This is a genomic window from Oceanobacillus sp. GQ8 (genome assembly GCF_059758495.1).
The window spans coordinates 430,739-456,378 of record NZ_JCAXEV010000004.1 but is presented as its reverse complement, the minus strand read 5'-3'; the positions used below and the strand labels follow the sequence as shown (position 1 = coordinate 456,378).

Sequence of the window (25,640 nt, the reverse complement as noted above, 5' to 3'; positions counted from 1 at the left end):
AATAAATAACGGAGGGGGGAATGTATAATGGTAGATCGATTAAATGAAGAACTTATACAGGTGAAAGCAGATCTAAGAAAAAAGAATAAATGGCAGAATCAAGTGACGGATTATGAAAGGGAACGTACTGAGATTGATAGTATTATATCCAACCTAAAGAAACAGCTTGTTGAAGAGGAAAAGGATGTTGAAAAGTTAGAGGGATTTAGTATTTCTGGAGTATTCCTAGCACTAAAAGGAAGTAAAGAAGAAAAGATTGAAAAAGAGAAGCAAGAAGTAATTGCTATCCAGTTGGAATTGCAGGAAGCAGAGAAAACGAAAAAGGAATTAGATCAAGCACTAACCGAACTAAGATATGAACTGGAAAAGTTAGGGAACGTAGAGGCAAGGTATCAGCAACTGTTTGCTGAAAAAGAGCAATATATCAAGCAAAGTAACAATTCCTCAGCGGCTATGTTAGTCCAGTTAAGTGAGCAGGAAGGCGACATAAAATCGTACGTGGTTGAACTAAATGAAGCCATAAAAGCTGGATCCTACGTAGTAGATGACTTGGAAAGTGCGCATGCCTCATTAGATAGTGCGGCAAATTGGGGCACCTTTGATATGTTTGGCGGAGGAGCTATCTCTGGAATCGCAAAACATGGTCACATAGATGATGCTACAGCAGCGATCCACAAGGCACAAACAAGCATGCGACGTTTCCAAAAAGAATTACTAGATGTAGAGGAAGAATTAGATGTCCAAATTGATATCTCAGGTATGCTCAAATTTGCTGACTTTTTCTTGGATGGAATCTTTGTCGACTTTATGGTTCAAAACAGAATAAATGAAGCCAGAGATCAAGTAAGCTATAAACAGGCTGAAGTCGAAAGGATCATAAGGGACCTAGAAAGAGAAGCAGATGCAAACAAGAAAAAACTTGAAGAGATTAGACAAGATAGACAGAATGTAATTGAAAATGCGTAGCATAAACCTCTTTTAAAGAAGTTGAATAGGCTTGTCGATAGCAACTCATTATTTTCTAAATTTGTACGATCAAATCGAGTTCACTTAGCAGGCAATTTTCAGTTATACTAGTAATAATGTACATGATAGATTTAACTGTTAAAAGGGGATGCAATCGTTTTGAAAAACAAGTTTTTGGATTTACTTGCACAACGTTATGAAAGTGAAGAAAAAGTAGTAACCGAAATTATTAACCTCGAAGCCATCCTCGACCTGCCTAAGGGAACAGAACATTTTGTTAGTGATTTGCACGGGGAATATCAAGCATTTCAACATGTCCTACGAAATGGCTCGGGCAAAGTGAAAGAGAAAATAAGAGACCGTTTTTCCAATGAATTATCTGAAGAAGAGATCACAGAATTTGCGACATTGGTTTATTATCCAGAAGAAAAACTACAATTGATTAAGAGCCATTTTGCAAATAAAAAAGAGATAAATGAGTGGTACATAAAAAAGATTGAGCATTTGATTCAGCTCGTTTCCTATGCTTCTTCTAAGTATACAAGGTCGAAATTGCGTAAAGCATTACCAAAGCAATTTGTATATATTATTGAAGAGCTTCTATATAAAACAGACGATTACACCAATAAGAAAGCCTATTATAAAAAAATCGTGGAGCAAGTTATTTCACTCGACCAAGCGGATGAATTAATTATAGGGCTCGCTTATACAACACAGCGACTGGTAGTTGACCATCTTCATGTGGTGGGGGACATTTACGACCGTGGTCCGGAACCGGATAAAATTATGGATACGCTCATTAATTACCATTCTGTTGATGTGCAATGGGGAAACCACGATGTGCTCTGGTTAGGTGCTTTTGCAGGTTCGAAGGTTTGTTTAGCGAATATTATCCGTATCTGCGCTCGTTATGATAATTTGGATATAATTGAGGACGTTTATGGAATTAACCTTCGTCCACTACTTAATTTAGCGGAGAAGTACTATGAGGATAATCCAGCATTCAGACCGAAAAGACATTCAAATAAAAAAATATCGGATCAAGAACAATCACAAATCACGAAAATTCATCAAGCAATCGCGATGATTCAATTTAAGCTGGAGAGTCCAATTATCAAAAGACGTCCTAACTTCAATATGGAGAAACGGCTAATGTTGGAGAAGGTTGATTATGAGAAAAACGAAATCACATTGCGCGGGGAAACGTATCCATTAGATAACACCTGCTTTGCAACAGTGAACCCAGAACAACCGGATCAATTACTAGAGGAAGAACAGCAAGTAATAGATAAATTATTATTCTCTGTCCGGCATTCCGAAAAATTAGGCAGACATATGCGATTCCTGATGAAGAAGGGAAGCCTTTACCTCAAATATAATGGAAACTTGTTAATACATGGCTGTATCCCGATAGATGAGCAAGGAAATATGGAAGAGATGAAGATTGAGAACAAAACTTATGCAGGCCGTGAACTGCTTGATATCTTTGAACATTATTTACGCTATTCCTTTGCCCATCCGGAAGAAACAGATGACCTTGCGACAGATATGGTCTGGTATTTGTGGACAGGTGAGCATTCCTCCTTATTTGGAAAAAGAGAAATGACGACCTTTGAGCGATATTTTATTACAGATAAGAAAACACATAAAGAAGTGAAAAATCCTTATTATTACATGCGTGAAAATGAGGAAATCTGCCACAAGATTTTAAAGGAATTTGATCTCGACCCGATGCATGGTCATATTATCAACGGCCACACACCAGTCAAAGAGATCGAAGGGGAGAACCCAATAAAAGCAAATGGAAAAATCGTCGTAATTGATGGAGGATTCTCCAAAGCTTACCAACCGACAACAGGAATCGCCGGCTACACATTATTATACAATTCCTATGGCATGCAGCTTGTCGCCCATAAACATTTCAATTCCAAACAAGAAGTATTACACAATGGAAACGATGTTTTATCTGTAAAGAGGTTAGTGGATAAGGAATTGAAAAGAAAAAAAGTGCGTGAAACCAATGTTGGTGAGAGCTTATTACAGGAGATTTCTATGTTGAAGGGTCTTTTGAAATATCGGTATATGAAGTAATGGATCTAGTAGGGGCATAATTGACAGTATATATAAATAAAATTATACTAATAATAAGAAAAAGGTATCGCGTAGCGCGAACTACCCGATACCACAACTACATCCGCATAAAGAGCGGTTAACCAAATGTTAGATATTCTAAAAAGAAGTAGCCGATACCTTGGTCAGAGGGCGGTTACTTCTTTTTGTTTAGAAGGATGATGAATGTGGCGATTAGTGTTATTCCTGCTTTTATACTCCTTGGGAAAACACTTTTTCAATTTTTTAGAAGATCAAAAATCATATCCATACTAGATGTATGTAATAGTAGAGGAAAAAATAGATGTACTTTTAATATCTAGTATTATCTGTATATGCCGATTCTAGTAAATAAGGGAATTTCATTCATCAATCCTCAACCTCAATTAGAAAGATTCTGTCAGTAAAGCCTCCTCTTTTAGCAGCTTTTTCTTTTCGTACTTTTTCTATTTCTTCAAAAGAAGCTCCATGGACACCAGCAAGTGCATGCATTAACTCTAAAACATCTGCAAGTTCTTCTAGTGCATCGGTATCTGTAGCCGATTCTTGATATTCGGTTATCTCTTCGTTTAGCTTTGTTTTCAGCTCTTCTATGTAACGATCATTTGATAAGATTTCTGTTTTGAAGTCTTTCCCAGTGTTTTTGATAATCTCTGGAATTTTGTCCCGGACTAGTTTGTTATAGGTTGGCATGGTATATCCTCCTTGTAGTGTCTATTTACTAAGTATTCTATTGAAAAAGATAAAGGGGAGCAACTGCAGTCGCCTTTTATAAATTAATAGCTAACTATGTTCATATTTACCTTGGAAAAGACGATAAAAGGAAATGACTAGATTAATATGGTTATCAGGGGTCTCCCCATAAGTAGAATATCTAAAAGATAAAGGAGTAATTGCATGCTGTTTAACATATTTAAGGGAAAAGATAAAGTAGAGAAGAAAAAGAAAAGCACCGTTAATGAGAAGAAACATGTTGATAAGAGAAAACAGAATAATGAGAGCGATAGAAAGAGAAACAATAATCAAAGGGTAGCCACGCGCAAAGGGGAAATTGGCGAACACAAAATAGATATCCAACTTTCCCAGCTTCCAAAAGATTATAAATACTTAAATGACATCATGATTGAAAATCCAAAATCCATATCTGGTTATTCTCAGATTGATCATCTCGTTATTACGCCGTTTGGCATATTCGTAATTGAAACGAAGAACTATCAAGGAACAATTTATGGCGGGAAGAATAGAAAAACATGGCTAGTAAATGGTAAATTTAAGATGTTAAGTCCTATCGTACAGAATTACGGGCATATAGAGGCATTAAAAAAGTATGTTGATGAGCAATATCACAATAAGTTTTTTTCTATTGTCTCTTTTACGAAGCGTTGTACGTTGAAAATTGATTCTGAACTAAGAGATATTCATTCTGATGAGCTGGTAATATATGATCTTTACCTATCTGAGTCCATCCAAAGAAAAGTGTCTATTAATAAATTGAAATTTAAAGAAGCTTTATTAACCGAACAAGACCAATCAGCAGTTTGCAAGGAATTTACTGAGGCAAACATTACAGATCCGAAGATTAGAGAAATGCACACAACTCGAATTAATGAAAAGAAAAATACAGAAAGAACAGAATCTCAAAAAATTGACTCGAAATGTGAGGTATGTCGGAAAGCCGTTTCTAATAAGGTAGCTACATACTGCTTATCAAATAAGAAGTTTAATGGAAAAATATATTGTTATGAACATCAAAAAACAAGTGTTAAATAGTCATTCTTATATTCACTGCTTGCCACATTTTTAGCAGGCGCAGACGAATTGTATGTTTTTTGTAACGGGTTAGCTTCCAACAAGCTCTCCCGTTTTTTTTGTCTTCATTTCCCTCATCATGGTATTTCCCGGAATTGTTATGTAAAATTGAACATGAATGAAATATGGAGCTAGGAGACATAAATATGAAAAAAATAATGATTGTGGAAGATGATATGAAAATTGCAGAATACTTATCTTCTTATATAAAAAAATACGAATATGATGTGACGGTTGCCACCAACTTTTCAGATATCATGGGCACATTTCGAGAAGTGCAGCCTGATCTTTTGTTACTGGATATCAATCTTCCTAGCTATGATGGGTATTATTGGTGCAGACAAATCCGAAAAGAGTCCATTTGCCCGGTCATCTTTATTTCTGCACGGACAGGGGAGATGGACCAAGTTATGGCAATTGAAAATGGCGGAGATGACTTTATTACAAAGCCGTTCCATCCTGATATCGTGATGGCCAAAATTAGAAGTCAGCTCAGGCGCGCTTACGGTGAATATGCGGTTAAGAATGAGGAAAGAGTGTTGGCCCAAGCGGGATTAAGTCTATATCCTGAACGGTTAGAATTACGTTATAAAAATGAAGTAGCGCAATTAACTAAAAAAGAAACAGATATCACAGAAAGTCTACTTGATCGTTATCCTCGAATTGCTGGTAGACAGGATCTGTTAGCAAAACTATGGGATGACGAGGCATTTGTTGATGAAAATACGCTGAATGTGAATATTACGCGTGTTCGAAAAAAATTTCAAGAGCTTGGGATAGAAGATGCGGTGGAAACCGTTAGAGGTGCGGGATATCGCCTACGCATTACATGGGGAGAGGAGAATGCATGAAGCTATTTCTTCGCGAAAACTTACTACTTATCGTTACGCAGCTCAGCCAATGTGTCATGATTTCCGTATTATTTTGGCTAGACGGCTATCGAGGGAAGGGTGTCATTACCTATGCAATTCTCCTGTCTATTGTGTTATTAACGGCCTTTCTTATTTACCGTTATATTAGTAGAAAAAACTTTTACCAAAGGTTACAAAATCCGATGGCGAAGCTGGATGAGTCTCTTGAAATTACGGAACAAACTCCTATTTCAGAAGCCTTGGATCAATTGTTGCTTGCGCAATTTCGTTTATACCAGGAAGAACTTCAACAGGCAGAAGAATCACAGAATGAGCACCTCCTGTTCATGGATCGTTGGGTACACCAAATGAAGACCCCGCTTTCAGTTATTGAATTAACGGCACGCACACTGGATGAGCCGGAATCCTCAAGTATACGGGAAGAAACAGAGCGAATGCGAAACGGTCTGAAAACTGTTCTTTATATGGCCAGACTTCGTACGATTACAGAGGACTTCCAGGTGAAGCCGGTTACCCTATCCAAGCTAATTCGTGAAGTGAATCAAGAAAATAAACTGTTTTATATTCGTCATGAGGTATTCCCACAACTAAAAGAAGAGAAACCTGGCATAACCGTAGAATCTGATGAGAAGTGGCTTTTCTTTTTGTTAACCCAACTCATACATAATGCGGTGAAATATTCTACAGGCAAAGCAAAACACATTGTTTTAAGCATTTTCGAGCACGAAGGAAATGCGGTTCTCGAAATAAAAGACTTTGGAATTGGCATCCCTGATGTGGATCAGAAGCGAGTTTTTAATAAGTTTTATACAGGAGAAAATGGCCGAAATTACCGAGAATCAACAGGAATGGGACTTTACTTAGTAAAAGAGGTTGCTGAAAGGTTGGAACATCGTATTGAAATGGAATCAACAGCTGGAAAAGGGACCACCATCCGAATCATTTTCTCTGAAACACAAAACCTTACATCGGTGTAATACTCGTGAAAGCATAATCGATAGTTTAAAGTACAACACGTAGACTATACTTTTGCTAGAAGCTAGAAAAAGGAGAATGATTATGCTGAGACTTTCAAAAGTAAGTAAGATATATGAAGGCAAAGTTGCTTATCGTGCCCTAACGGATATCAACTTAGAAATTGAAAAGGGTGAATTTGTCTCTATTATGGGGCCGTCTGGGAGCGGAAAAACGACCCTTCTTAATATTATTTCTACAAACGATATGCCAACAACGGGAGAAGTCGAAATAGAAGGGGAAAACCCACACAAGTTGAAGAAAAATGCCTTGGCAAAGTTCCGCCGTAATGAGTTGGGTTTTATTTTTCAGGATTTTAACCTGTTGCACACATTAACGGTGGAGGAGAATATTGTGCTGCCACTTACATTAGATGGTACTCGGGTTAAAGAAATGAAAGAGAAAGCACGTGAGATTGCGGAGAGTCTTGGTATTTCCGCAATTATGAAGAAGCGCACGTATGAAATATCTGGTGGTCAGGCGCAAAGGGTAGCCATTGCTAGGGCCATGATTCATAAGCCTAAATTACTGTTAGCCGATGAACCTACTGGTAACCTAGATTCAAAAGCATCTAAAGATGTCATGAACATGCTTGAAGAGATTAATGAGAAGGAAAAAACAAGTCTGTTAATGGTAACACATGATCCACAGGCAGCTAGCTATTCAGATCGAGTTATTTTCATCCGGGATGGGAAGCTCCATTCTGAAATCCATCGTGGGGAGAATAGACAAGCATTTTTCCAGAAGATCATTGACATGCTTTCCTTGATGGGAGGGGACGGCAATGACTTTTCGTCAGTTCGCGTTTAATAACGTCTTACGAAATAAACGACTGTATATTGCCTACTTCCTTAGTAGCATGTTCACAGTGATGGTCTTCTTCACCTTTGCCATCTTTGCATTTCATCCAGCGTTTTCCAATGGTTCCGTTAATCAAAACGCGCTATTAGGAATGGCAGCTGCGGGTGGGATTATCTATGTGTTTTCTTTCTTTTTCGTCTTATATTCAATGAGTTCCTTTCTACAGTCGAGGAAAAAAGAGTTTGGTCTTTTAATCATGTTAGGGGCTACCAATAAGCAAATACGTCTCATGGTGTTCTTAGAAAACATCTTAATTGGCTTCTTTGCAACAGTTGGCGGGATTCTGGCAGGGTTATTATTCGCAAAAGCCATCCTCCTCGTTGCTGAAAATGTCTTAATCATAAGTGAGTCACTGCCGTTCTATTTTCCTACACTTGCAGTCGTCGTAACGTTCGGAAGCTTTATGCTGCTGTTTTTCTTCATATCTGTTTTTGTATCGTTTATTCTTCGTACAAATAAATTAACAGACTTAGTGAAGGGGGATAAGCAGTCCAAAGGGGAACCGAAAGCATCGGTATTCTTATCTGTTGTTGCAGCATTGCTCCTACTCATTGGATATGGCACGGCAGTATTAGTAGAGGGGATATATGTTGTATATGCAATGATCCCAGTTATTCTCGTAGTCACACTTGGTACGTATCTTCTCTTCACGCAACTGAGCGTGTTTTTCATCCGCCGTTTTAAAAATAATACATCCATCTTTTGGCGGAAAACCAATATGCTATTATTCTCAGATTTATCGTTTCGGATGAAAGATAATGCGAGAACGTTTTTCATGGTAGCCATTATTTCTACAGTTGCGTTTAGCGCAATTGGTTCATTATATGGTTTTCAATCCTACCTAACTAAAGGGATAAAGGAGATGAACCCATTTACTGTCACGTATAGTCCGTGGCTGGATGATAGTAAGGAAATTATTGAGAAGGATATTAAGAAAATTAATGCCATATTGGAAGAAGAAAATGTTGAGGCAAAAATGGAAGATATGGAATTGACTTATTATGAAATGCCTGAAGAGGATCGTCAAGTACTTATAGCCAAGGCTTCTGATTATAATCGTTTTGCCACTTTAATAGACGAAGAACCGCTCAATCCAGAGAAAAATGAAGCGATTGTAGTGGAGCAGAGTGATGTCATGCTAGCAGAAGGAACCAAAGCCAGTGAAATCTTAATGGCATCTAACGTTCCATTAGAAGGCGGGGAAGAAATTAAACCAAGCCAAGTAATCAAATCTGCTGTATTAGGTGAACTAAACGGTTATTATGTGGTTAATGACGAGATCTACAATCAGCTTGGCACAGTTGTAAGAAGTGATCACAGTGCTGCTTGGAAGGCAGAGGATGGGCAAACGGAACAAATAATTGAAGCGGGAAGTAAATTAGATGAACAATTAGATCACAAAGCGTTTTCTGTGGAATATCAACTTTATGAAATTAATAAAGCGTTTGGCCCCATCTTATTTATCGGTTTATTTATTGGAATTGTATTCTTCGTTTCTGCCGGAAGCTTTCTTTACTTCCGTTTATTTACGGATCTGGATGAAGAGAAGCGCAAGTTCCGATCCATTGCCAAAATTGGTTTAACAGAAACGGAGTTAAAAAAGGTAGTAAACAGACAAATTGCTCTTCTATTTTTCTCGCCAATTGTAGTGGCATTAGTTCACGGCATTGTGGCACTTACTGCTTTATCTCATTTGTTTGATTACAATCTTACAGTTGAATCTTCGCTCGTGCTAGGAAGTTTCGCTCTTATACAGATTGTTTACTTCTTAATTGTACGCTTCTTCTATGTGAAGCAAGTGAAGAGAATGGTGTTTTAGACTGATTTTAGAGTTCAATATATATCTTTATCTAAAGGGAGCGTTAATCAAAAGAGGATTAACGTTCTCTTTGTTGTTGAATTTAATTAAGTAGAAAGAAAGGATGATTCACTAAACTATAGGGGGGAGTAAAAGAACGACAATAAATTTATTGATGAGTTTTTACTACCCAAATATAATTTGACACAATCCATATCTAGATATAAAATGAATTTGATTGACTGATCAATTAAATTCAAAGTGTCTTGGGAGGAAATATAATGAATAGTAGAGATTATCTAGAAACGGATGAACGGAAAAGACAAATTATTAATTCCGCCATAAGTGTGCTGACAGAAATAGGATACGTAAAAACAACGCTATCGAAAATAGCTCAAAATATAAATATTAGTACGGGTCTTATTTCGTATCATTTTTCTGGAAAAGAAGATCTTATGCAAAACACGTTAATATATCTTGTGTTAGAAGAACGGGCTTTTATCCAAGAAAGAGTTGAAAAAGAAAAATCAAACATGAATAAATTAATTACGTATATTAAAGCGAGCTTAGCTTATCAGGCGGCATATCGTGACAACAATATAGCATTACTAGAAATTGTATTTAATGCTCGAACACCTGAAAATATCCCATATTATCTAGTGGATATTGACGAAAAAGACGCATTAGATGATCTGTTAGATGAAATACTGCGCAACGGTGTAGCGGCTAAAGAATTTGTTGATATTGATCCAAAAGTTATTGCAGTTATCGTTCGAGGAGCTATATCTGGATCAATATTAAAAACTAATGATGAATTAAATCTTGAAGCATATACGGAAAAGGTAATTAAGAGTGTTAAAAGGATGGTCAATTAATTATGAAAAAATCAAACAGAGAGGTTCCAAGTGGAGTACCGTATCACCGTGTCATGGTGAGCGATAAACCACAAATCTTACGTGGCTTAATAGCTTTTATCCTTCTTATTGGTGGAATGTTTATCTTCATTTTAGGTTTCTCGCTAATCGGCGGTGAGATTGACAGTCGTGTGTTTGGACGTACTAGTCCTGTAAAAGGTGGTACAGATTATACGCCTATTTTTATGGCGAGTAATTTTCTTGCAGTTGGTCTGCTCATTCCTTGGAGCATGGTATTACAACGCTGGCTTTACGGTATGAAAGGTAATATATTGCATTCAGTTCTTTCTTCATTTCGTGCAGAACTTTTTGGGCGTGCAATATTACTCACACTCCCTATTATGACTGTATGTATTGTAACATTAAACTATTTCGCTCCCTACACTGTAACGGAATGGAATACGGATGACTTATTACTAATCCTTGCTTTAAGTATATTACTGGTGCCACTTCAAAGTGCAGGAGAAGAGTACGGCTTTCGTGGACTTGTTTTTCAAATTTCCTCCAGTTGGTTTAAAAACCCTAAAACATCTCTTATTGTTGGAATAACTATTTCTAGTTTATTGTTTGCATCTATTCATTTATCACCTAACCTTTGGTTCAACTTACATTACATTATTCTTGGTATTTCTTTCGCAATAATGACGTGGCGAACTGGTGGGTTAGAGTATGCAGTAGTAATTCATGCACTTAATAATACTCTTACTTATATCCTCGCTACGGTGTTACGAACTGATTTGTTAGCTGATGTAGACCGAACAGATGGAATGGAAGGGACCTGGATTATATTCATCCCCTCGGCTGCTAGTATTCTGATAAGTATATTTATATGGTATAAAACACGCCATACCGGTCCCGTATTAACTTCTAATAAGGATCTTAAGTAAGGAGAGGATGTATGTATATGTTACGTTCTAATAAAAGACGTAGACAGTTAAATAAAGTTAAGGAAGGAAACGGTGAGAAGTTAAAAGATTATAAGAAATGGCATATATTTACTAGAACTGTATTTTATATAAAAATTAAGAATGACAAAGATGAGTTAGTTGATTATGCTATAAATTATCCATATTTCGTTGAAGAACCAAGAGCTGAATTGTACCGCGCTGGAAAACAAGTTGCTTACTCAAAACTTCCGGCTACTTTCTCTATAGATGATGGTGTAATTGAAGTTTCTTCAGGCTCCTATGGAATTAAGAGAATGCACTATGTTGATAATGAAGGAAAAGAATATCTTTTGCACCCGGATAATAATTCAGTTAGAGGATTACGCTTAAGGCTAGAGAAAAAACACCCTACACTGAGTAAGTTAGTAGGGTGTACTTCAATCTGCCTTTTATTATTAACTGCAATTCTAGGTCTTCCTCAAATACTGGAAGGTATTACTCAAATTCCTTGGGTTTCAGATAACTTTGGAACATTTGTATCTCCAATTAATTTTAATTATATTGAAAATATCTTAATCGCGGGAATTGGAGCATTGGCTGGTGCAGAACGTGCACTTCTACTCCGCAACAAAAGATTGCTGGCTTTACTATAATCAAACTGTATACAAATTGCCTTTAGCGATAATTATTTAAGCCACTTTGAGTATTAGTCGCTATTCTTATTAAAAGTGTTAAAGCCCGCTTTATACTCTATTATTTCATGCTACTTGAGATAAACATGGAAGCATCTTGATTCATAAAAATCCGTGTTCCATGATGAAATGTCTTGATTTGAGTTGACTTAAAGCCAACTTCTGTTAAGCAATTTTTCAGCTCTTCGTGAGTAAAACCGTTGTGTACTTTTGGATGGTTAATTTTATCGTTCTTGTCAAAGTCGACAATAATAAGCTTGCCGCCACTATTTAAAACCTGAAAGAGTTGTTGTAAGATCTTCTTCGTATCCGGTATATGAAGAAGGACAAGAGATGTTAGAATGATGTCTGCCTTAAGTGCAGAAGTTTTTTGAGTAAAATCTGAGTAAACTGCTTTCGCATTGTTAACACCCCTGTTGATAATTTTCGCTTGCGCAACATCCGTCATTTGTTTAGATGAGTCCACTAGTACGATAGAATCCGCTAAGTCGGTTAATTCTAAACTAACGAGACCAGTACCACTCCCATAGTCAAGGAGGGATTTTGATTTACTGTTTATGTTTAGTAGTTCTGATTTCACTTCTTTCACAATTACGTTAGCTAATTCTATTCTTTCATCTGAATCATATCTATTTGCTAGCTGTTCAAAAACATTTTGTTCCACATTACACTCCTCCTATTCGTTCTTGATTAAAGTCTATCTCATAAGCTAAAAATCTTCTTCTGTTAAATCCATATTTACAGCTGCTGCTGTTCGACTACCATCTGCTGCAGCAAAGATTAATTGAGATGGATACACATAGGAGGCATCCCCGGCAATATGTAAATCTTTTATAGTAGTACGACCAAAATCATCGGTTTTTAATGTGCCTGATTGCTCCTTTTCACAGCCTAAGTTTTCAACGAGTTGTATATTAGGCACCATTTCAGACATGACAAAGCCGGCCCTTCGCTTTATTTCTATCCCATCTTTGAAACGAACTTTTTCAAGCTGGCCATTTTGCCCAAGAAAAGAGGAAACAGCTTGTTCCATTATCTTAATTCCTTTTGCTTCCAATTTCTCTTTTTGTTCATCATCCAGTAGAGCATGACCATTTGTACAAACAACTAAGTCCTTACTCCAATTGTAGATTGTTTTTGCATAATGAAATACGTGAGGTGATTCAGATACGATAACTAACGGCTGATCACGCTGCTCCCAGCCATCGCAATAGGGGCATACGAATAAACTTTTACCGTAAAAGGAATAGAACCCTTCAATCGTAGGAAAGATTTCGCTTACCCCTGTAGCCAAGATGACTTTTCTTGCTTGATAAACAAGACCAGAAGAATCTCGAACCTCAAATCCAGCATCCACTTTTTCAACAGAAGACACCTCTGCTTGTAAATGATCAATGGTAGGGTATCGTAATAATTCATTTGCCGCTATTGTACGAAATTCGGTTGGTGTTACACCGTCTCTTGTAATAAACCCATGTGAAGCGTGAGTTACTGCATTTCTCGGTTTGTTACCATCAATTAAAGCCACGCTGCGCCTTGCTCTTCCTAGTACTAATGCAGCATTCAACCCAGCTGGCCCTCCACCAATTATGACGCAATCATATCTCATTTATGCCATCTCCTTTGAAAGATATTAAAGACTCTTGATATCTATAATTTGCTTAAAAAAACATCCTTTACTATATAAAACACCACCTCCTCAAAAGATATTAAAGACTCTTAATATCTGTAATTTGCTTAAAAAATATGTTTACCATAACACAAAAGAAGTTATGATAAACGCTGTTCCTTTTTAACCAAATCAATCAATTTTGTTTTCCTAAGATGCTCATTCATCTTTTCCTCTGCATTTTTAATTTCAGCTTGGATTAGGCAACCGTCACTGTGGTGAAAGTCACATTCAAATAATGAAGCTGTTCCCTCTATTGCATGAATAATGTCTAAGAAATTAATTTCATCTCTATTACGGGATAATTTATATCCTCCCTGTGCACCTGAGATCGAATCAATCAAGCGTGCTTTGACAAGTTTTGTTAATATCTTGGAAAGGTATGTGGGAGAAACATCTTGAGATTCAGCTAATTGCTGAACACCAATTGGTTTATCCGTTTCTGCTTTAACTAGGAATAGCATTGTATGCAAAGCATAGTTTGTAGCCTTTGAAAATTTCATAATAAAATAGTACTCCTTTAATCGTAGACTTACAATGTCTATAATATCCGCGAACGGGTATTAAGTCAACCATGTAGTTTCGGCTTAATTTGTAGATGAACCTTTTATTTAATTATTGTATAAAAAATCCGCAATAAAAAAATAGACTACTGTACATATTATTAGACCCATGACAATAACGGATAGAATTAATAGGAAGTTTCCCAATAGCTTAATACCTTTTTGTTCCTTTAATTCTGTAAACTTAAGAAATGATTCTTTTACTTTTTCGACCATTTGGAGCTGCCCCTTTTTGGAAAAAATCTGTTACTATTGTAGCATATTATATGTATATTCTGTCGATTTTGCATGAAAAAGGTTAGAGACTATTTAAACGGAAAAGTTAACTTTATACTGCCAATTTGCAGTATAATTATGCTATTAATATGAAAAAGGTACCGAGTAGCTCGAACTACCCGAAACCACAACTACAGCCGCATAAAGAGCGGTTGACCAAATGTGAGTTATTTAAAAAGAAGTAATCGCACTGGTAAGGGGGCGGTTACTTCTTTTAGCTCAGAACAGTTTAAACTACTTACACCAATAAACCCACACGTATTTTATAATAATGCCCTCTATACTTCTATCCCCGCAACTCCAAAGCCACCAGGGCCAGAATGGGTGGATATCATTGCGCCGGCCTGCATCCAAGTTATATTTTTGAAGCCGTGTTCAATTGCGATTTCTTCCATTCTATTTTTAATATCTTCTGCAAGACCGATAGAGTAAATGAGATATAATTGCTCCCTGTTAATATCGTATTGATTGAAGTATTCTCTGATGAACTTTTCTGAAACACTGCTCATTTTTCCACGATATTTTTTATTGGACACAAGGTGGCCATCAATTAGTTCAATTCTGGGCTTTAATTTTAGCAATGCACCTCCGAGATAAGCCACATTACTTACGCGTCCACCTGCTCGTAAAAAGTCTAAGCTGCCAGGTACGAAAGCAAGCTTGGATTTCGGTATGATGGCTTCAATTTTTTCTACAAGTGAAGTTGGCTCTATTCCTGGCTCTTTTTCTAACAGTTGGGCAGCGAACATAATGATGGCAGTTAGCCCACCTGTGACATTTAAAGCGTCAATGAGGATGAGATTATCAAATTCTTCTGAAGCTATCACTGCATGTTGGAAAGAGGAAGAGGCTTTGGATGTATAGCCGATATGGACAATCATGCAATCAGGATGGTCTTTATTTATCTTTGAAAAGAATTCTTCGTATTCATGTGCATTTGTGGATGTTGTGGAAGGTATTTTTTTGGTACGATCATAATAATTATATATGTCTTGTACAGGTAAAGAACCATCTAGATAGTCCTTCCCATCCATGATGACGTGCATTGGGACAACTTGAATATTGTGGGCTGCAGCTAAATCTGCTGGTAAATCGGCTCCGCTTTCTGTCGATAAGATAATTTTTCTCATTGAATATCCTCCAAAGTCCATTTTTTCTTGATTATTCTAACTATACAAGAAAAATGGGTTAGAATACATTGATATTGTAATTAAAGGAGATTATTCTCTAATTTATCCCGTTGCAATCGTCCGTAAGACTCTCACTCAAAACATGAAGTGAAACAGTGATGTTTAAATGGGAGTAAACGGACGCTAACCCCCCGATTCGTTCAACTAACAATCAGTGGGGGAAGAACGAAAACCCCATTGATTGAAGTTTCACTTTATGAAAAAGCATTATTAGTCTTGTTACATATAATTATTTAAAAATAAGGGAGTCGTCCTATGCCATATTGTAGTGTAACTAAAGCATCAATCTATTATGAGGTGATTGGAGATGGTATCCCCATAATCATGATACATGGTTTTGGTGTTGATCACCGACTTATGAAAGGATGTATGGAACCAATCTTTCGGGAGAGGTCTGGGTTTAAAAGGATCTATTTTGATCTACCCGGCATGGGTAAAACTAGAAATTACCAAAAAGTAGAGAATGCAGATGACATGTTGGAAACCGTCTTGGACTTTATTCAACAAATCATTCCTGATCAGCGGTACCTGCTTAAGGGAGAATCGTATGGGGGATATTTAGCCCGTGGCCTAATAGCCGCTCAGCGTGAGCATGTTATAGGGCTATGCTTGCTTTGTCCCGTCATTATTCCTGAAAAAGGAGAAAGGACTTTACCCGCTCATACTATTTTACAGGAGGATGATGGATTACTATCGCAATTGACTCCACGCGAAAAAGAAGCCTTTCGCTCAGAGAACGTTGTGTTGAATAAAAAGAATTGGGCTCGTTACCGGGATGAAGTTTATGCGGGAATCATTTGTGCTGATAACGACTTTCTTGCAAAAATTGAACAGCATTATGGATTATCCACAATGCTAGAAGAAGATAGTTTTGATAAGCCAAGTACGTTTATTTTAGGAAAACAAGATGCAGTGGTCGGATATAAAGATGCTTTTCAAATTCTAGATCGTTATCAGAAGGCATCTTATAATGTACTGGAACAAGCAGGACATTATGTACAGATTGAACAAGCAGATCTATTCCAGAAATTAGTTAATGAATGGCTAGATAGATCGGTGTTGGATTGACAGATAGGTTTGCGTGTTTCTTTCAAATCTTATAAGGGAAGAATATAAAAGTGAGCATAATAAGATGCATGGGTATAACTTTTCCTATAATAAGAGGAGGAAGATAATATGACAGATTTAACAAATAAAGTTGCAATTGTTACAGGTGGAGCATCTGGTATTGGTTTAGCAACTGTTGAAGCTTTTCTAGCAAAGGGTGGGAAGGTTGTTATTGCTGATTTCAATGAAGAAGGTGGACTAGCTGCTGAAAAAGAATTAAAACAATCATATTCAGACAATGTGTATTTTGTAAAAGTAGATTCTGGAAATGAAGAGTCTGTTGAAAGCATGGTGGCTAAAACGGTAGAACATTTTAGCAGAGTAGATATCATTGTTAATAACGCTGGTATTGGTATCCAGAAACCAACTCATGAGGTAACTGAAGAAGAATACAAACAAGTTATTTCAGTTAACCAGGATGGGGTTTTCTATGGAGCGAAATACGCAATACGCGAAATGATAAAAACAGGCGGCGGTGTCGTTCTAAGCACTTCCTCTATTTTAGGCTCGGTTGGGGAACCAACTTCAATGGCATATGCTGCATCCAAAGGTGCTGTCAATCAAATAACAAAATCCCTAGCGCTGGAGTATGCTGATCAGAACATCCGGGTAAATGCCGTTGCACCAGGCTTCATAGAGTCAGGCCTTGTAAACAAAGAATCCCTGGGTGATTTTTATGATGGTCTCGTGGATAAACATCCAATTGGAAGACTAGGAAACCCAGAAGAAGTTGCACATGCTTTCGTATTTCTAGCAGAAAACGATTTTGTTACAGGAACCACCATTCTTGTAGATGGCGGTTATACTGCAAAATAACTTAACAACAGAATCCTACATTGGGTTCTTTTTTCCATTGTACGGTCAAACAGCATAATTGATTTACAGAAAGGGAAAAGGGCACAATAGAGGTAACATAACTCACAATCTTAGAAAGGGTGTAGGCATTGAAAACATTAGTAGTTGGGGCAAATGGCCAAATTGGTAAGCATCTTGTCACGTTTATTCAAGATAATGATCAACTTGAAGCTAAAGCAATGATCCGTAAAAAGGAGCAAGCAACTTATTTTGTAGAACGAAATGCAGAAACAGCAATAGTTGACTTGGAAGAAGATATTGATTCGATTGCCAAAGCTGCTGAGGGCGTAGATGCGGTTGTATTTACTGCCGGATCTGGACCGAAAACAGGGAAAGACAAAACCATTATGGTTGATTTAGATGGCGCAGTTAAAACAATTGAAGCTGCCAAGAAGTCCGGTGTGAAGCGATTTATCATGATTAGTTCCTTTGATACAAGACGGGAAGCTATTCAGGAAGCACCTGATTCCTTTGCTCCATATGTTGCAGCAAAGCATTATGCAGATGAATGGTTACGAGCAACAGACTTGGATTATACCATCATTCATCCTGGTGGACTTACGAATGAAGAAGGAACTGGCCAAATTGAAGCAGGTATGGATGTAGCTCGTGGGCAAATCTCCAGAGAAGATGTTGCGAAAGTCATTGAAGCATGCCTAGAAGATAAGAATACGATTGGAAAAGAGTTTCAAATTGTGAATGGTAGTAAGCCGATAAAAGAAGCGGTGCGGTCAATTTAGGGAACCATCACCAATTAGCAGTTGAAGTTGAAAATCCTAAGATGGATTTATATATTTAATTAAAAAAAGACCTAGTTCATATTAACCAATTACGAGTATATCTGAATATATTGACTTAGCTTGACACGCCAAATTGTGTATGATTAAATAATATTAAACCGTTTACAATTAGCAGGATTGTTACTGTTCGGCAGGCAAAACCTAAATTTGTGGAAGGGACCCTTTATGGGTACCTGTGACCAAATTTAGGTTTTTCTTTTTATAAAGTTATTTTAAGTTATTTTTTATATTCATAAATTTCTTATACTAAAAATTGTTCGGGAAAAGTCCATTTTCAGGGGAGGTGTTTATATGGACATAAAGAAGGTCTTAAATAATAACGTTGTTATAACCGAAAATGAAAACAATAAAGAGCTGGTAGTAATGGGGAAAGGATTAGCTTTCCAAAAAAAGGTTGGTCAATCGATAGATGAATTAAAAATAGAGAAAAAATTTGTACTCCAAAACACACATACTTCCGAAAAATTAGACCAATTATTAAAATACACCTCAGAAAATTATCTGGAAATCGCAACGCATATATTGGACTGTGCTCAGTCTCAACTGTCCTATAAATTAGATGAATACTTATATGTGGCATTAACTGACCACATTAGCTTTGCTGTTAGTAGACATAAGCAAGGAATTGAATTAAAAAACCCACTGTCCTATGAAATACGAAAATATTATAAGAAAGAATTTCAGATTGGATTAAAAGCTTTAAATATTATTGAAGAGCATACAGGATTCCGTATGGATGAAGATGAAGCGGCGTCTATAGCCTTGCATTTAGTAAATAGTGGGATCTCTGGAGAAAACTTAGAGGTGGCCGTCCAAGTAACAGATATGGTTAACAATATATTGAATATTGTTAAATATCATTACCAAATGGAATTAGATGAAGGTTCCATTAATTATGAACGGTTTCTAACTCATCTACGCTATTTTTCTATTCGTTTTATTAGGAAAGAAAAGTTGGAAGATACTGTTGATGATTTTCTATATGAGCAAGTGCAGCGTAAATATAACAAAGCATTTTCTTGTACAGAAAAAATTAATCTATATTTAGAGAAGAACTTTAATTGGTCTTTGTCACAAGATGAGAAAATCTATATTACTGTACATATACACCGAGTAACATATCGGCAGCGACAGACTAATGGTGAATAATCTATGAAAACGTTTTATTTTCTTGTTGACATTAATGAAATCGCATGATAAATTTAAATTGTTAATTAATTAACGCTAATTTAATAAACGTTTAGGAATGTTACCTAGTTTGGGCATAACCTGAATCAATTGGATTTACGCAGTTTCTATGTGCGTATTCCGAATTGGTTCAGGTTTTTTATTTGAAAAAAAGGGGAGAAGGTGGCAGATTATGAAATACAATCAATTGGCGAAAGACATTACTGAACATGTCGGAGGAAAAGAAAACGTTAACAGTGTTGTGCATTGTATCACGCGTCTTCGTTTTAAATTGAAGGATGAAAGTAAAGCGAATACACAAGCGTTAGAAAATATGGATGGCGTGGTAACAGTTCGTAAAAGCGCAGGGCAATACCAAGTGGTAATTGGGAATCATGTAGCCGATGTTTATAAGGCTGTCGTAAAAGAAGGTGGTTTCCAAGGTGAGCGATCTTCGGATATTGATGGCAATGAAGAAAAAGGAAGCTTATTTAATCGCTTTATTGATATGATTTCTGGAATCTTTACTCCAATACTTGGAGTGCTAGCAGCCTCCGGTATGATTAAAGGATTCAATGCTTTATTTGTTGCCATTGGATGGCTTAATGAAGAAGGCGGAACATACCAGATTCTAAATGCAATTGGAGATGGGCTATTTTACTTCTTACCAATCCTCTTAGGATATACAGCAATGAAGAAGTTTGGCGGAACGCCGTTCCTAGGTATGGTTATCGCTATGGCGCTGGTTTACCCAACTCTAGAAGGAATACCAAGTGCAGGAGAACCATTGTACACCTTATTCTCAGGAACAATGTTTGAATCACCTGTTTACATTGAATTCTTTGGTATACCAGTTATATTAATGACTTATTCCATGTCTGTTATTCCTATTATAATATCCGCATTTTTTGCAGCTAAGCTAGAAAGATTCTTTGCGAAGGTTATCCCATCGGTTGTAAGGATGTTCCTGGTGCCGATGTTCACATTACTTATCATTATTCCATTAACATTTATCATCATCGGTCCTATCGCAACATGGGCTAGTCAGTTATTAGGAACAGCTACGATTTGGGTCTATGATTTAAGTCCAATCATTGCAGGAGCATTTCTTGGTGGATTTTGGTTAGTGTTTGTTATGTTTGGTCTTCATTGGGGGCTTGTGCCAATTGCCATGAATAACATTGCTGTTGGCGGAGTGGACCCAATTCTAGCTTTAATCTTTGTCCATTCATTTGCATTAGCTACAGCAATCTTCGCTGTCTGGTTAAGGACGAAAAATAAAAACACAAAAACACTTAGTGTACCAGCAATTATTTCAGCAATCTTTGGTGTGACAGAACCAGGCATGTACGGGATTGCTTTACCTTTAAAAAGGCCATTTATTTTTACTATTATTTCGTCAGCAATTGGTGGGGCCCTATTAGGAGCTTTTGGTTCAAAGGGATATGTTATGGGAGGACTAGGAGTCTTCCAATTCCCATCTTTTATTCCTGATGAGGGTCTTAATATGTCCGTGTATGGAGCAATTATAGCGGTTGTGGTAGGATCTGTGATAGCTTTCGTCTTAACTTACTTCTTCGGTAGCATTAATAAAATGGAAGAAAGTACGATTGATACGAGCCAAGCAACAGTGACAGCAACAAATACAACAGCGGGTCAAGATTTAAGAAATGAGTTGGTTGGTAGTCCATTAAATGGAAAAATAAAGAGCTTAGAAGAAATTGAAGATACAGCTTTTGCATCAGGTGCACTAGGTAAAGGCATTGCAATTGACCCTTCTGAAGGTAAAGTGTTTTCACCAGTATCAGGTACCGTTTCAGCATTATTCCCAACTCACCATGCCATCGGTATCACATCTGATGAAGGTGCAGAACTACTAATACACGTAGGGGTGGATACAGTGCAATTAGAAGGGAAACATTTTAACGCTTATATTGTGCAAGGAGATCGTGTGAAAAGAGGACAATTGCTAATTGAATTTGATGTAGAGGCGATTAAAAAAGAGGGCTTTATTCTTACTACACCAGTTGTTGTAACAAATCATGATCAATTTGAAATGACTGGAACGAGTGAAGAACAAGTCAAATCTCAGGATCCATTGATTGAGCTAAAAATAAAATAAGGAAGAGCTGGGTCGACATCATAGATCGGCCCTTGTTCCAAACTAACTAGGAGGAATATATCATGACAGAAAGTTTTCCAAAAGGATTTTTATGGGGCGGAGCTACTGCGGCCAACCAACTTGAAGGTGGATATGGTGAAGGTGGAAAGGGTCTTAACTTAGCTGACGTCTTACCTGGTGGTAAAGCGAGGCTTGAGTTACTTGGACAAACTGGGTTTGATTTTGAAATTGATAAATCTAAATATAGTTATCCGAACCATGAGGGTATCGACTTCTATCATCGTTACAAAGAAGACATTGCCTTATTTGCAGACATGGGGTTTAAAACATATCGTATGAGTATTGCATGGAGCCGTATTTTCCCTAAAGGAGATGAATTGGAGCCAAATGAGGAAGGCTTAGCCTTTTATGACCGAGTATTTGATGAACTTCATAAGCATGGAATTGAACCATTAGTAACTATCGCACATTATGAAACACCATTACACTTGATAAAAGAATATGGTGGGTGGAGAAATCGGAAACTAGTTGAGTTTTTTGATCGCTATGTTGAAACTATCTTTACACGGTATAAAAATAAGGTTAAATATTGGTTAACGTTCAATGAAATTAATGGTGCAACACATATGCCATTGCTAGGACTTGGGTTTTCACCTGAAAGTGAAGAAACTCGTTTACAAGATAGTTTCCAAGGCTTACATCATCAATTTGTCGCAAGTGCACGAGCCGTTAAGCTAGGACATAATTTGATTCCAGGATCCCAAATTGGTTGTATGTTAATCTACGCGCCTGTTTATTCCTACGATTCAAAACCTGAGAATGTCATGCATGCTCAAGAGGAAAGTAATATATTTAATTATCTCTGTGGAGATGTACAAGTAAGAGGGGAATATCCTTCCTTCGCGAAGCGTTATTTTAAAGAAAATAATGTCGAGTTAAACATTCAAGAAGGAGATCTTGAAACCATTAAAGAAGGTACTGTAGACTTCGTCTCTTTTAGTTATTATATGTCACGGACAGATAAATTAGAAAAAACGCCAGAAGAAATGGGCCATGGAAACTTAATCGGAGGAGTCAAAAATCCATTCCTACAAGCAAGTGATTGGGGTTGGGAGATAGATCCTGTTGGTTTAAGGATTTCTTTAAATGAGTTATATGGCCGTTATCAAAAACCACTTATGGTAGTAGAAAATGGTCTAGGAGCTTATGATGAAGTGGAAGAGGATGGCTCGGTTAATGATGATTACCGTATTGATTATCTTCGCTCCCACATTGAGCAAATGGCAGAAGCAGTGGAAGATGGCGTGGATCTAATTGGTTATACAAGTTGGGGGTGTATTGATTTAGTAAGTGCATCCTCAGGTCAGTATTCAAAACGTTATGGATTTATTTACGTAGATAAACATGATGACGGTAGCGGTACTATGGAACGGTCACGTAAAAAGTCATTTTACTGGTATAAAGATGTTATCTTTTCAAATGGAGAAAATTTATAGGAGGGAAATTAATCAGTGGGGGATCTTGTCTCTCACTGATCTACATTACAGATAGAGGTGAATTGTTATGGATAAAGTAGTAAAGACTTTCCCAAAAGGATTTTTATGGGGCGGTGCAATTGCTGCCAACCAAACTGAAGGAGCTTACTTAGAGGATGGGAAGGGGTTAACGACGGTAGATCTGCTCCCAACAGGAGAAAAACGTTATTCTATTATGACAGGGAACCTACCTTCCTATTCGCCATTAGACGGAGAATTTTACCCCTCACATAAAGCAATTGATTTTTACCATCACTATAAAGAGGATATTTCGCTTTTTGCAGAAATGGGTTTTAAATCACTACGTCTGTCTATATCGTGGGCTCGTATCTTTCCAAACGGTGACGACGCGGTCCCGAATGAAGCAGGATTGCAGTTCTATGATAACGTTTTTGATGAATTGCAAAAGCATGGAATCGAACCAGTTGTTACACTTGCTCACTTTGATGTACCAGTTCATTTGGTAGAGGCTTACGGTAGCTGGAAGAGCCGAAAACTAGTAGGTTTTTTTGAAAAATATGCTAGGACAGTATTTACGCGATACAAAGATAAAGTAAAGTATTGGTTGACCTTTAATGAAATTAATATGCTTTTACATTTACCATATGTTGGAGCAGGACTTGTATTCCAAAAAGGTGAAAATGAGCAACAGATTAAATATCAGGCAGCACATCATCAGCTAGTCGCCAGTGCTATAGCAGTGAAAGCTGGCCATGAGATAAATCCAGATGCGCAAATAGGTTGTATGTTAGCGGCTGGTATGACATATGCTTATTCAAGTAATCCAGATGACGTCCTAGACGCAATGGAAAAAGATCGTGAGTCTTTTTTCTTTATCGATGTACAATCTCGTGGAGAGTATCCTGGTTATGCGAAACGGTTCTTCCGGGAAAAGGGGATTACCATACAAGCAGAAGATGGTGATGAAGCACTACTAAAAAATCATACCGTAGATTATATTGGGTTTAGTTATTATGCTAGCCGGTTAACAAGCACCGATCCAACAGTTCAAGAGAATACGACAAGTGGGAACGTATTTGGATCTATTTCTAATCCATATTTGCAGAAATCAGAATGGGGCTGGACAATTGATCCAAAAGGTTTCCGAATTACAGCAAATCAATTATACGATCGTTATCAAAAACCTCTATTTGTTGTAGAAAATGGTCTTGGAGCTATGGATGAGCCAAATGAGTCTGGCGAGATTAACGATGATTATAGGATTGACTACTTGCGTGCTCATATTAAACAGATGAGGGAAGCTATTCAGGATGGTGTTGAGCTAATCGGTTACACAAGCTGGGGACCAATTGATATCGTAAGTGCCTCAACTGGTGAGATGAAAAAGCGTTATGGATATATTTATGTAGATAGGGACAATAAAGGTGAAGGCACATTAGATAGAAGTAAAAAGAAGAGCTTTGATTGGTATAAACGAGTCATCCAATCAAATGGCGCAGATCTCGCCTAGGAATTCTATTAAAGGAAACTCCCTGTAGGAAATATGCAAACATTTCTTACAGGGGATTTTTAATTATCTATTAAAGTGCATTTCCATGTTTTTTTGAATGGCTTCTTTGCTTAAATAATAATATCGCAAAATTTACCTGTGGATTTATGGAGATATTTTTGGATATCCGTTCATACTAAAGGGGAATCCAATAAAAAGGTGGGAATCTCTATGCACTTGGAATGGTTTGATAGGGTATGTGAGGAATTGCAAGAAAGCCTTAATTCAATATGCGAAAAGTACGATGAGAATGGAAGAATGTCCATTGAGCGCGGAGCCAAGCATCCTCGTTTAGACTTTTTCACTTACAGTGGGGAAGAGGACATTGATTACTTCTGTACATTATTCTTCGATCCATATAATGAAGAGTTCTATATTCAAACGATAGACCCGGAATATGGATTGACTAGTAAAGTAGTGCTTGAAGATATAGACGATATCATGGATGCTGTTCATGAGAGCTTCCACGAGTACATTGAAGCGGATTTTATTGAAACAGATGACTCAGGTTATATTATGGACGATGAAGAAGAAACGGATGAAATATACTTTGAGGAAATTGATGTGGAATGGGAAACTCCTGAGGTTACGGCGTACTATGACGAGGATGAGGTAGAGATTTCCTATCAGTTTGGAGTTGTAGGAGAAACTGGAGATGGAGTACTTAAGCGAACAAACCGTATCTGGACAGAGGACGACGATTTGATTAAAGATGAATCTCATTTTATTTTTAGCAAGGATGAAGCTAGCACCATTATCGCTATGATCGCTAGCCATATGGACTCCCTCGCACCATTAGATGAAGGAGAAGTTTAAGATTAGCTTGTAAGCTTAGGGGAGGACCTTTGTATTGGCTCCTCCCTTTCATATGTATTTTGGATAGTCGCGTCAGTTTGTGGAAGTGCTGCGTCGCAACAAGGCGAG

24 protein-coding genes are annotated in these 25,640 nt (G+C 37.2%); 18 read left to right on the top strand and 6 right to left on the bottom strand.

The window, feature by feature from the left end; translation table 11 throughout:
* Window positions 1-27: 27 nt before the first annotated feature.
* Both AC6CHS_RS14775 and AC6CHS_RS14770 read left to right on the top strand, forming a co-directional pair.
* Window positions 28-966, top strand: coding sequence for a hypothetical protein (locus AC6CHS_RS14775; RefSeq protein ID WP_498237221.1), 939 nt, complete (start codon window positions 28-30; stop codon window positions 964-966).
* A 159-nt stretch (window positions 967-1,125) separates the two neighbouring features.
* The gene (locus AC6CHS_RS14770; RefSeq protein WP_498237219.1) at window positions 1,126-3,057 is read left to right on the top strand and encodes a fructose-1,6-bisphosphatase; all 1,932 of its coding nucleotides are present in this window, start codon (window positions 1,126-1,128) and stop codon (window positions 3,055-3,057) included.
* A gap of 387 nt (window positions 3,058-3,444) precedes the next feature.
* Here AC6CHS_RS14770 and AC6CHS_RS14765 read toward each other — a convergent pair whose 3' ends face one another.
* Window positions 3,445-3,768 (bottom strand): nucleoside triphosphate pyrophosphohydrolase, encoded by a 324-nt coding sequence (locus tag AC6CHS_RS14765; RefSeq protein WP_498237217.1) that lies wholly within the window; start codon window positions 3,766-3,768, stop codon window positions 3,445-3,447.
* Window positions 3,769-3,972: 204 nt separating this feature from the next.
* Between AC6CHS_RS14765 and AC6CHS_RS14760 the strand changes: the two genes are divergently transcribed.
* The 8 genes from AC6CHS_RS14760 to AC6CHS_RS14725 all read left to right on the top strand — a co-directional run bounded on the left by AC6CHS_RS14760 (window position 3,973) and on the right by AC6CHS_RS14725 (window position 11,883).
* The gene (locus AC6CHS_RS14760) at window positions 3,973-4,845 is read left to right on the top strand and encodes a nuclease-related domain-containing protein (RefSeq protein ID WP_498237216.1); all 873 of its coding nucleotides are present in this window, start codon (window positions 3,973-3,975) and stop codon (window positions 4,843-4,845) included.
* 185 nt (window positions 4,846-5,030) lie between these two features.
* Window positions 5,031-5,735, top strand: a complete 705-nt coding sequence (locus AC6CHS_RS14755; protein WP_498237215.1) for a response regulator transcription factor — start codon at window positions 5,031-5,033, stop codon at window positions 5,733-5,735.
* Entirely contained in the window at window positions 5,732-6,733 is a 1,002-nt protein-coding gene (locus AC6CHS_RS14750; RefSeq protein WP_498237214.1) for a sensor histidine kinase, read from the top strand. Before AC6CHS_RS14755 ends, AC6CHS_RS14750 begins: the two co-directional genes overlap by 4 nt.
* An 82-nt stretch (window positions 6,734-6,815) precedes the next feature.
* Entirely contained in the window at window positions 6,816-7,580 is a 765-nt protein-coding gene (locus AC6CHS_RS14745) for an ABC transporter ATP-binding protein (protein ID WP_498237213.1), read from the top strand.
* On the top strand, window positions 7,555-9,450 hold the full coding sequence (locus tag AC6CHS_RS14740; RefSeq protein WP_498237211.1) for an ABC transporter permease: 1,896 nt from the start codon (window positions 7,555-7,557) through the stop codon (window positions 9,448-9,450). Before AC6CHS_RS14745 ends, AC6CHS_RS14740 begins: the two co-directional genes overlap by 26 nt.
* A gap of 260 nt (window positions 9,451-9,710) precedes the next feature.
* Window positions 9,711-10,304, top strand: coding sequence for a TetR/AcrR family transcriptional regulator (locus AC6CHS_RS14735; RefSeq protein ID WP_498237209.1), 594 nt, complete (start codon window positions 9,711-9,713; stop codon window positions 10,302-10,304).
* Window positions 10,305-10,306: 2 nt separating this feature from the next.
* The gene (locus AC6CHS_RS14730; RefSeq protein WP_498237207.1) at window positions 10,307-11,230 is read left to right on the top strand and encodes a CPBP family intramembrane glutamic endopeptidase; all 924 of its coding nucleotides are present in this window, start codon (window positions 10,307-10,309) and stop codon (window positions 11,228-11,230) included.
* 17 nt (window positions 11,231-11,247) lie between these two features.
* Entirely contained in the window at window positions 11,248-11,883 is a 636-nt protein-coding gene (locus tag AC6CHS_RS14725) for a hypothetical protein (protein ID WP_498237205.1), read from the top strand.
* 100 nt (window positions 11,884-11,983) lie between these two features.
* On the opposite strand, the gene AC6CHS_RS14720 is transcribed toward AC6CHS_RS14725, so the two are convergent.
* The 5 genes from AC6CHS_RS14720 to AC6CHS_RS14700 all read right to left on the bottom strand — a co-directional run bounded on the left by AC6CHS_RS14720 (window position 11,984) and on the right by AC6CHS_RS14700 (window position 15,560).
* On the bottom strand, window positions 11,984-12,586 hold the full coding sequence (locus AC6CHS_RS14720) for a class I SAM-dependent methyltransferase (RefSeq protein ID WP_498237203.1): 603 nt from the start codon (window positions 12,584-12,586) through the stop codon (window positions 11,984-11,986).
* Window positions 12,587-12,631: 45 nt separating this feature from the next.
* Window positions 12,632-13,531 carry an NAD(P)/FAD-dependent oxidoreductase gene (locus AC6CHS_RS14715; protein ID WP_498237201.1) on the bottom strand — a complete coding sequence of 300 codons (900 nt, stop codon included), beginning with the start codon at window positions 13,529-13,531 and terminating at the stop codon, window positions 12,632-12,634.
* Between the two features lie 161 nt (window positions 13,532-13,692).
* The gene (locus AC6CHS_RS14710) at window positions 13,693-14,094 is read right to left on the bottom strand and encodes an Rrf2 family transcriptional regulator (RefSeq protein WP_036574439.1); all 402 of its coding nucleotides are present in this window, start codon (window positions 14,092-14,094) and stop codon (window positions 13,693-13,695) included.
* A 108-nt stretch (window positions 14,095-14,202) separates the two neighbouring features.
* On the bottom strand, window positions 14,203-14,370 hold the full coding sequence (locus tag AC6CHS_RS14705; protein ID WP_182858822.1) for a hypothetical protein: 168 nt from the start codon (window positions 14,368-14,370) through the stop codon (window positions 14,203-14,205).
* Window positions 14,371-14,708: 338 nt separating this feature from the next.
* Window positions 14,709-15,560, bottom strand: coding sequence for a DegV family protein (locus tag AC6CHS_RS14700; RefSeq protein WP_498237199.1), 852 nt, complete (start codon window positions 15,558-15,560; stop codon window positions 14,709-14,711).
* Window positions 15,561-15,875: 315 nt separating this feature from the next.
* Here AC6CHS_RS14700 and AC6CHS_RS14695 point away from each other — a divergent pair, with 315 nt between their 5' ends.
* The 8 genes from AC6CHS_RS14695 (at window position 15,876) to AC6CHS_RS14660 (ending at window position 25,532) form a co-directional block, all read left to right on the top strand.
* On the top strand, window positions 15,876-16,688 hold the full coding sequence (locus AC6CHS_RS14695) for an alpha/beta fold hydrolase (RefSeq protein ID WP_498237198.1): 813 nt from the start codon (window positions 15,876-15,878) through the stop codon (window positions 16,686-16,688).
* 108 nt (window positions 16,689-16,796) lie between these two features.
* Window positions 16,797-17,543: an SDR family NAD(P)-dependent oxidoreductase gene (locus AC6CHS_RS14690; protein WP_498237196.1), complete on the top strand. Its 747-nt coding sequence runs from the start codon at window positions 16,797-16,799 to the stop codon at window positions 17,541-17,543.
* A gap of 128 nt (window positions 17,544-17,671) precedes the next feature.
* Window positions 17,672-18,322 (top strand): SDR family oxidoreductase, encoded by a 651-nt coding sequence (locus AC6CHS_RS14685; RefSeq protein ID WP_498237194.1) that lies wholly within the window; start codon window positions 17,672-17,674, stop codon window positions 18,320-18,322.
* A 351-nt stretch (window positions 18,323-18,673) separates the two neighbouring features.
* Window positions 18,674-19,531 (top strand): BglG family transcription antiterminator LicT, encoded by an 858-nt coding sequence (gene licT / locus AC6CHS_RS14680; RefSeq protein ID WP_498237193.1) that lies wholly within the window; start codon window positions 18,674-18,676, stop codon window positions 19,529-19,531.
* A gap of 211 nt (window positions 19,532-19,742) precedes the next feature.
* Entirely contained in the window at window positions 19,743-21,671 is a 1,929-nt protein-coding gene (locus tag AC6CHS_RS14675) for a beta-glucoside-specific PTS transporter subunit IIABC (RefSeq protein ID WP_498237191.1), read from the top strand.
* Window positions 21,672-21,733: 62 nt separating this feature from the next.
* Entirely contained in the window at window positions 21,734-23,167 is a 1,434-nt protein-coding gene (locus AC6CHS_RS14670) for a glycoside hydrolase family 1 protein (RefSeq protein ID WP_498237189.1), read from the top strand.
* Between the two features lie 67 nt (window positions 23,168-23,234).
* Window positions 23,235-24,677 carry a 6-phospho-beta-glucosidase gene (locus tag AC6CHS_RS14665; RefSeq protein ID WP_498237187.1) on the top strand — a complete coding sequence of 481 codons (1,443 nt, stop codon included), beginning with the start codon at window positions 23,235-23,237 and terminating at the stop codon, window positions 24,675-24,677.
* Window positions 24,678-24,887: 210 nt separating this feature from the next.
* On the top strand, window positions 24,888-25,532 hold the full coding sequence (locus AC6CHS_RS14660) for a hypothetical protein (protein WP_058951293.1): 645 nt from the start codon (window positions 24,888-24,890) through the stop codon (window positions 25,530-25,532).
* Window positions 25,533-25,640 lie beyond the last annotated feature (108 nt).

What these genes read in the sequence shown, in the direction of transcription:
- AC6CHS_RS14695 (WP_498237198.1), top strand. Translation starts at nt 15,876, where the DNA reads ATGCCATATTGTAGTGTAACTAAAGCATCAATCTATTATGAGGTGATT.
- AC6CHS_RS14705 (WP_182858822.1), bottom strand. Translation starts at nt 14,370, where the DNA reads ATGGTCGAAAAAGTAAAAGAATCATTTCTTAAGTTTACAGAATTAAAG.
- AC6CHS_RS14675 (WP_498237191.1), top strand. Translation starts at nt 19,743, where the DNA reads ATGAAATACAATCAATTGGCGAAAGACATTACTGAACATGTCGGAGGA.
- AC6CHS_RS14725 (WP_498237205.1), top strand. Translation starts at nt 11,248, where the DNA reads ATGTTACGTTCTAATAAAAGACGTAGACAGTTAAATAAAGTTAAGGAA.
- AC6CHS_RS14765 (WP_498237217.1), bottom strand. Translation starts at nt 3,768, where the DNA reads ATGCCAACCTATAACAAACTAGTCCGGGACAAAATTCCAGAGATTATC.
- AC6CHS_RS14665 (WP_498237187.1), top strand. Translation starts at nt 23,235, where the DNA reads ATGGATAAAGTAGTAAAGACTTTCCCAAAAGGATTTTTATGGGGCGGT.
- AC6CHS_RS14735 (WP_498237209.1), top strand. Translation starts at nt 9,711, where the DNA reads ATGAATAGTAGAGATTATCTAGAAACGGATGAACGGAAAAGACAAATT.
- AC6CHS_RS14760 (WP_498237216.1), top strand. Translation starts at nt 3,973, where the DNA reads ATGCTGTTTAACATATTTAAGGGAAAAGATAAAGTAGAGAAGAAAAAG.
- AC6CHS_RS14775 (WP_498237221.1), top strand. Translation starts at nt 28, where the DNA reads ATGGTAGATCGATTAAATGAAGAACTTATACAGGTGAAAGCAGATCTA.
- AC6CHS_RS14745 (WP_498237213.1), top strand. Translation starts at nt 6,816, where the DNA reads ATGCTGAGACTTTCAAAAGTAAGTAAGATATATGAAGGCAAAGTTGCT.
- AC6CHS_RS14710 (WP_036574439.1), bottom strand. Translation starts at nt 14,094, where the DNA reads ATGAAATTTTCAAAGGCTACAAACTATGCTTTGCATACAATGCTATTC.
- AC6CHS_RS14660 (WP_058951293.1), top strand. Translation starts at nt 24,888, where the DNA reads ATGCACTTGGAATGGTTTGATAGGGTATGTGAGGAATTGCAAGAAAGC.
- licT (WP_498237193.1), top strand. Translation starts at nt 18,674, where the DNA reads ATGGACATAAAGAAGGTCTTAAATAATAACGTTGTTATAACCGAAAAT.
- AC6CHS_RS14730 (WP_498237207.1), top strand. Translation starts at nt 10,307, where the DNA reads ATGAAAAAATCAAACAGAGAGGTTCCAAGTGGAGTACCGTATCACCGT.
- AC6CHS_RS14715 (WP_498237201.1), bottom strand. Translation starts at nt 13,531, where the DNA reads ATGAGATATGATTGCGTCATAATTGGTGGAGGGCCAGCTGGGTTGAAT.
- AC6CHS_RS14755 (WP_498237215.1), top strand. Translation starts at nt 5,031, where the DNA reads ATGAAAAAAATAATGATTGTGGAAGATGATATGAAAATTGCAGAATAC.
- AC6CHS_RS14700 (WP_498237199.1), bottom strand. Translation starts at nt 15,560, where the DNA reads ATGAGAAAAATTATCTTATCGACAGAAAGCGGAGCCGATTTACCAGCA.
- AC6CHS_RS14740 (WP_498237211.1), top strand. Translation starts at nt 7,555, where the DNA reads ATGACTTTTCGTCAGTTCGCGTTTAATAACGTCTTACGAAATAAACGA.
- AC6CHS_RS14670 (WP_498237189.1), top strand. Translation starts at nt 21,734, where the DNA reads ATGACAGAAAGTTTTCCAAAAGGATTTTTATGGGGCGGAGCTACTGCG.
- AC6CHS_RS14750 (WP_498237214.1), top strand. Translation starts at nt 5,732, where the DNA reads ATGAAGCTATTTCTTCGCGAAAACTTACTACTTATCGTTACGCAGCTC.
- AC6CHS_RS14690 (WP_498237196.1), top strand. Translation starts at nt 16,797, where the DNA reads ATGACAGATTTAACAAATAAAGTTGCAATTGTTACAGGTGGAGCATCT.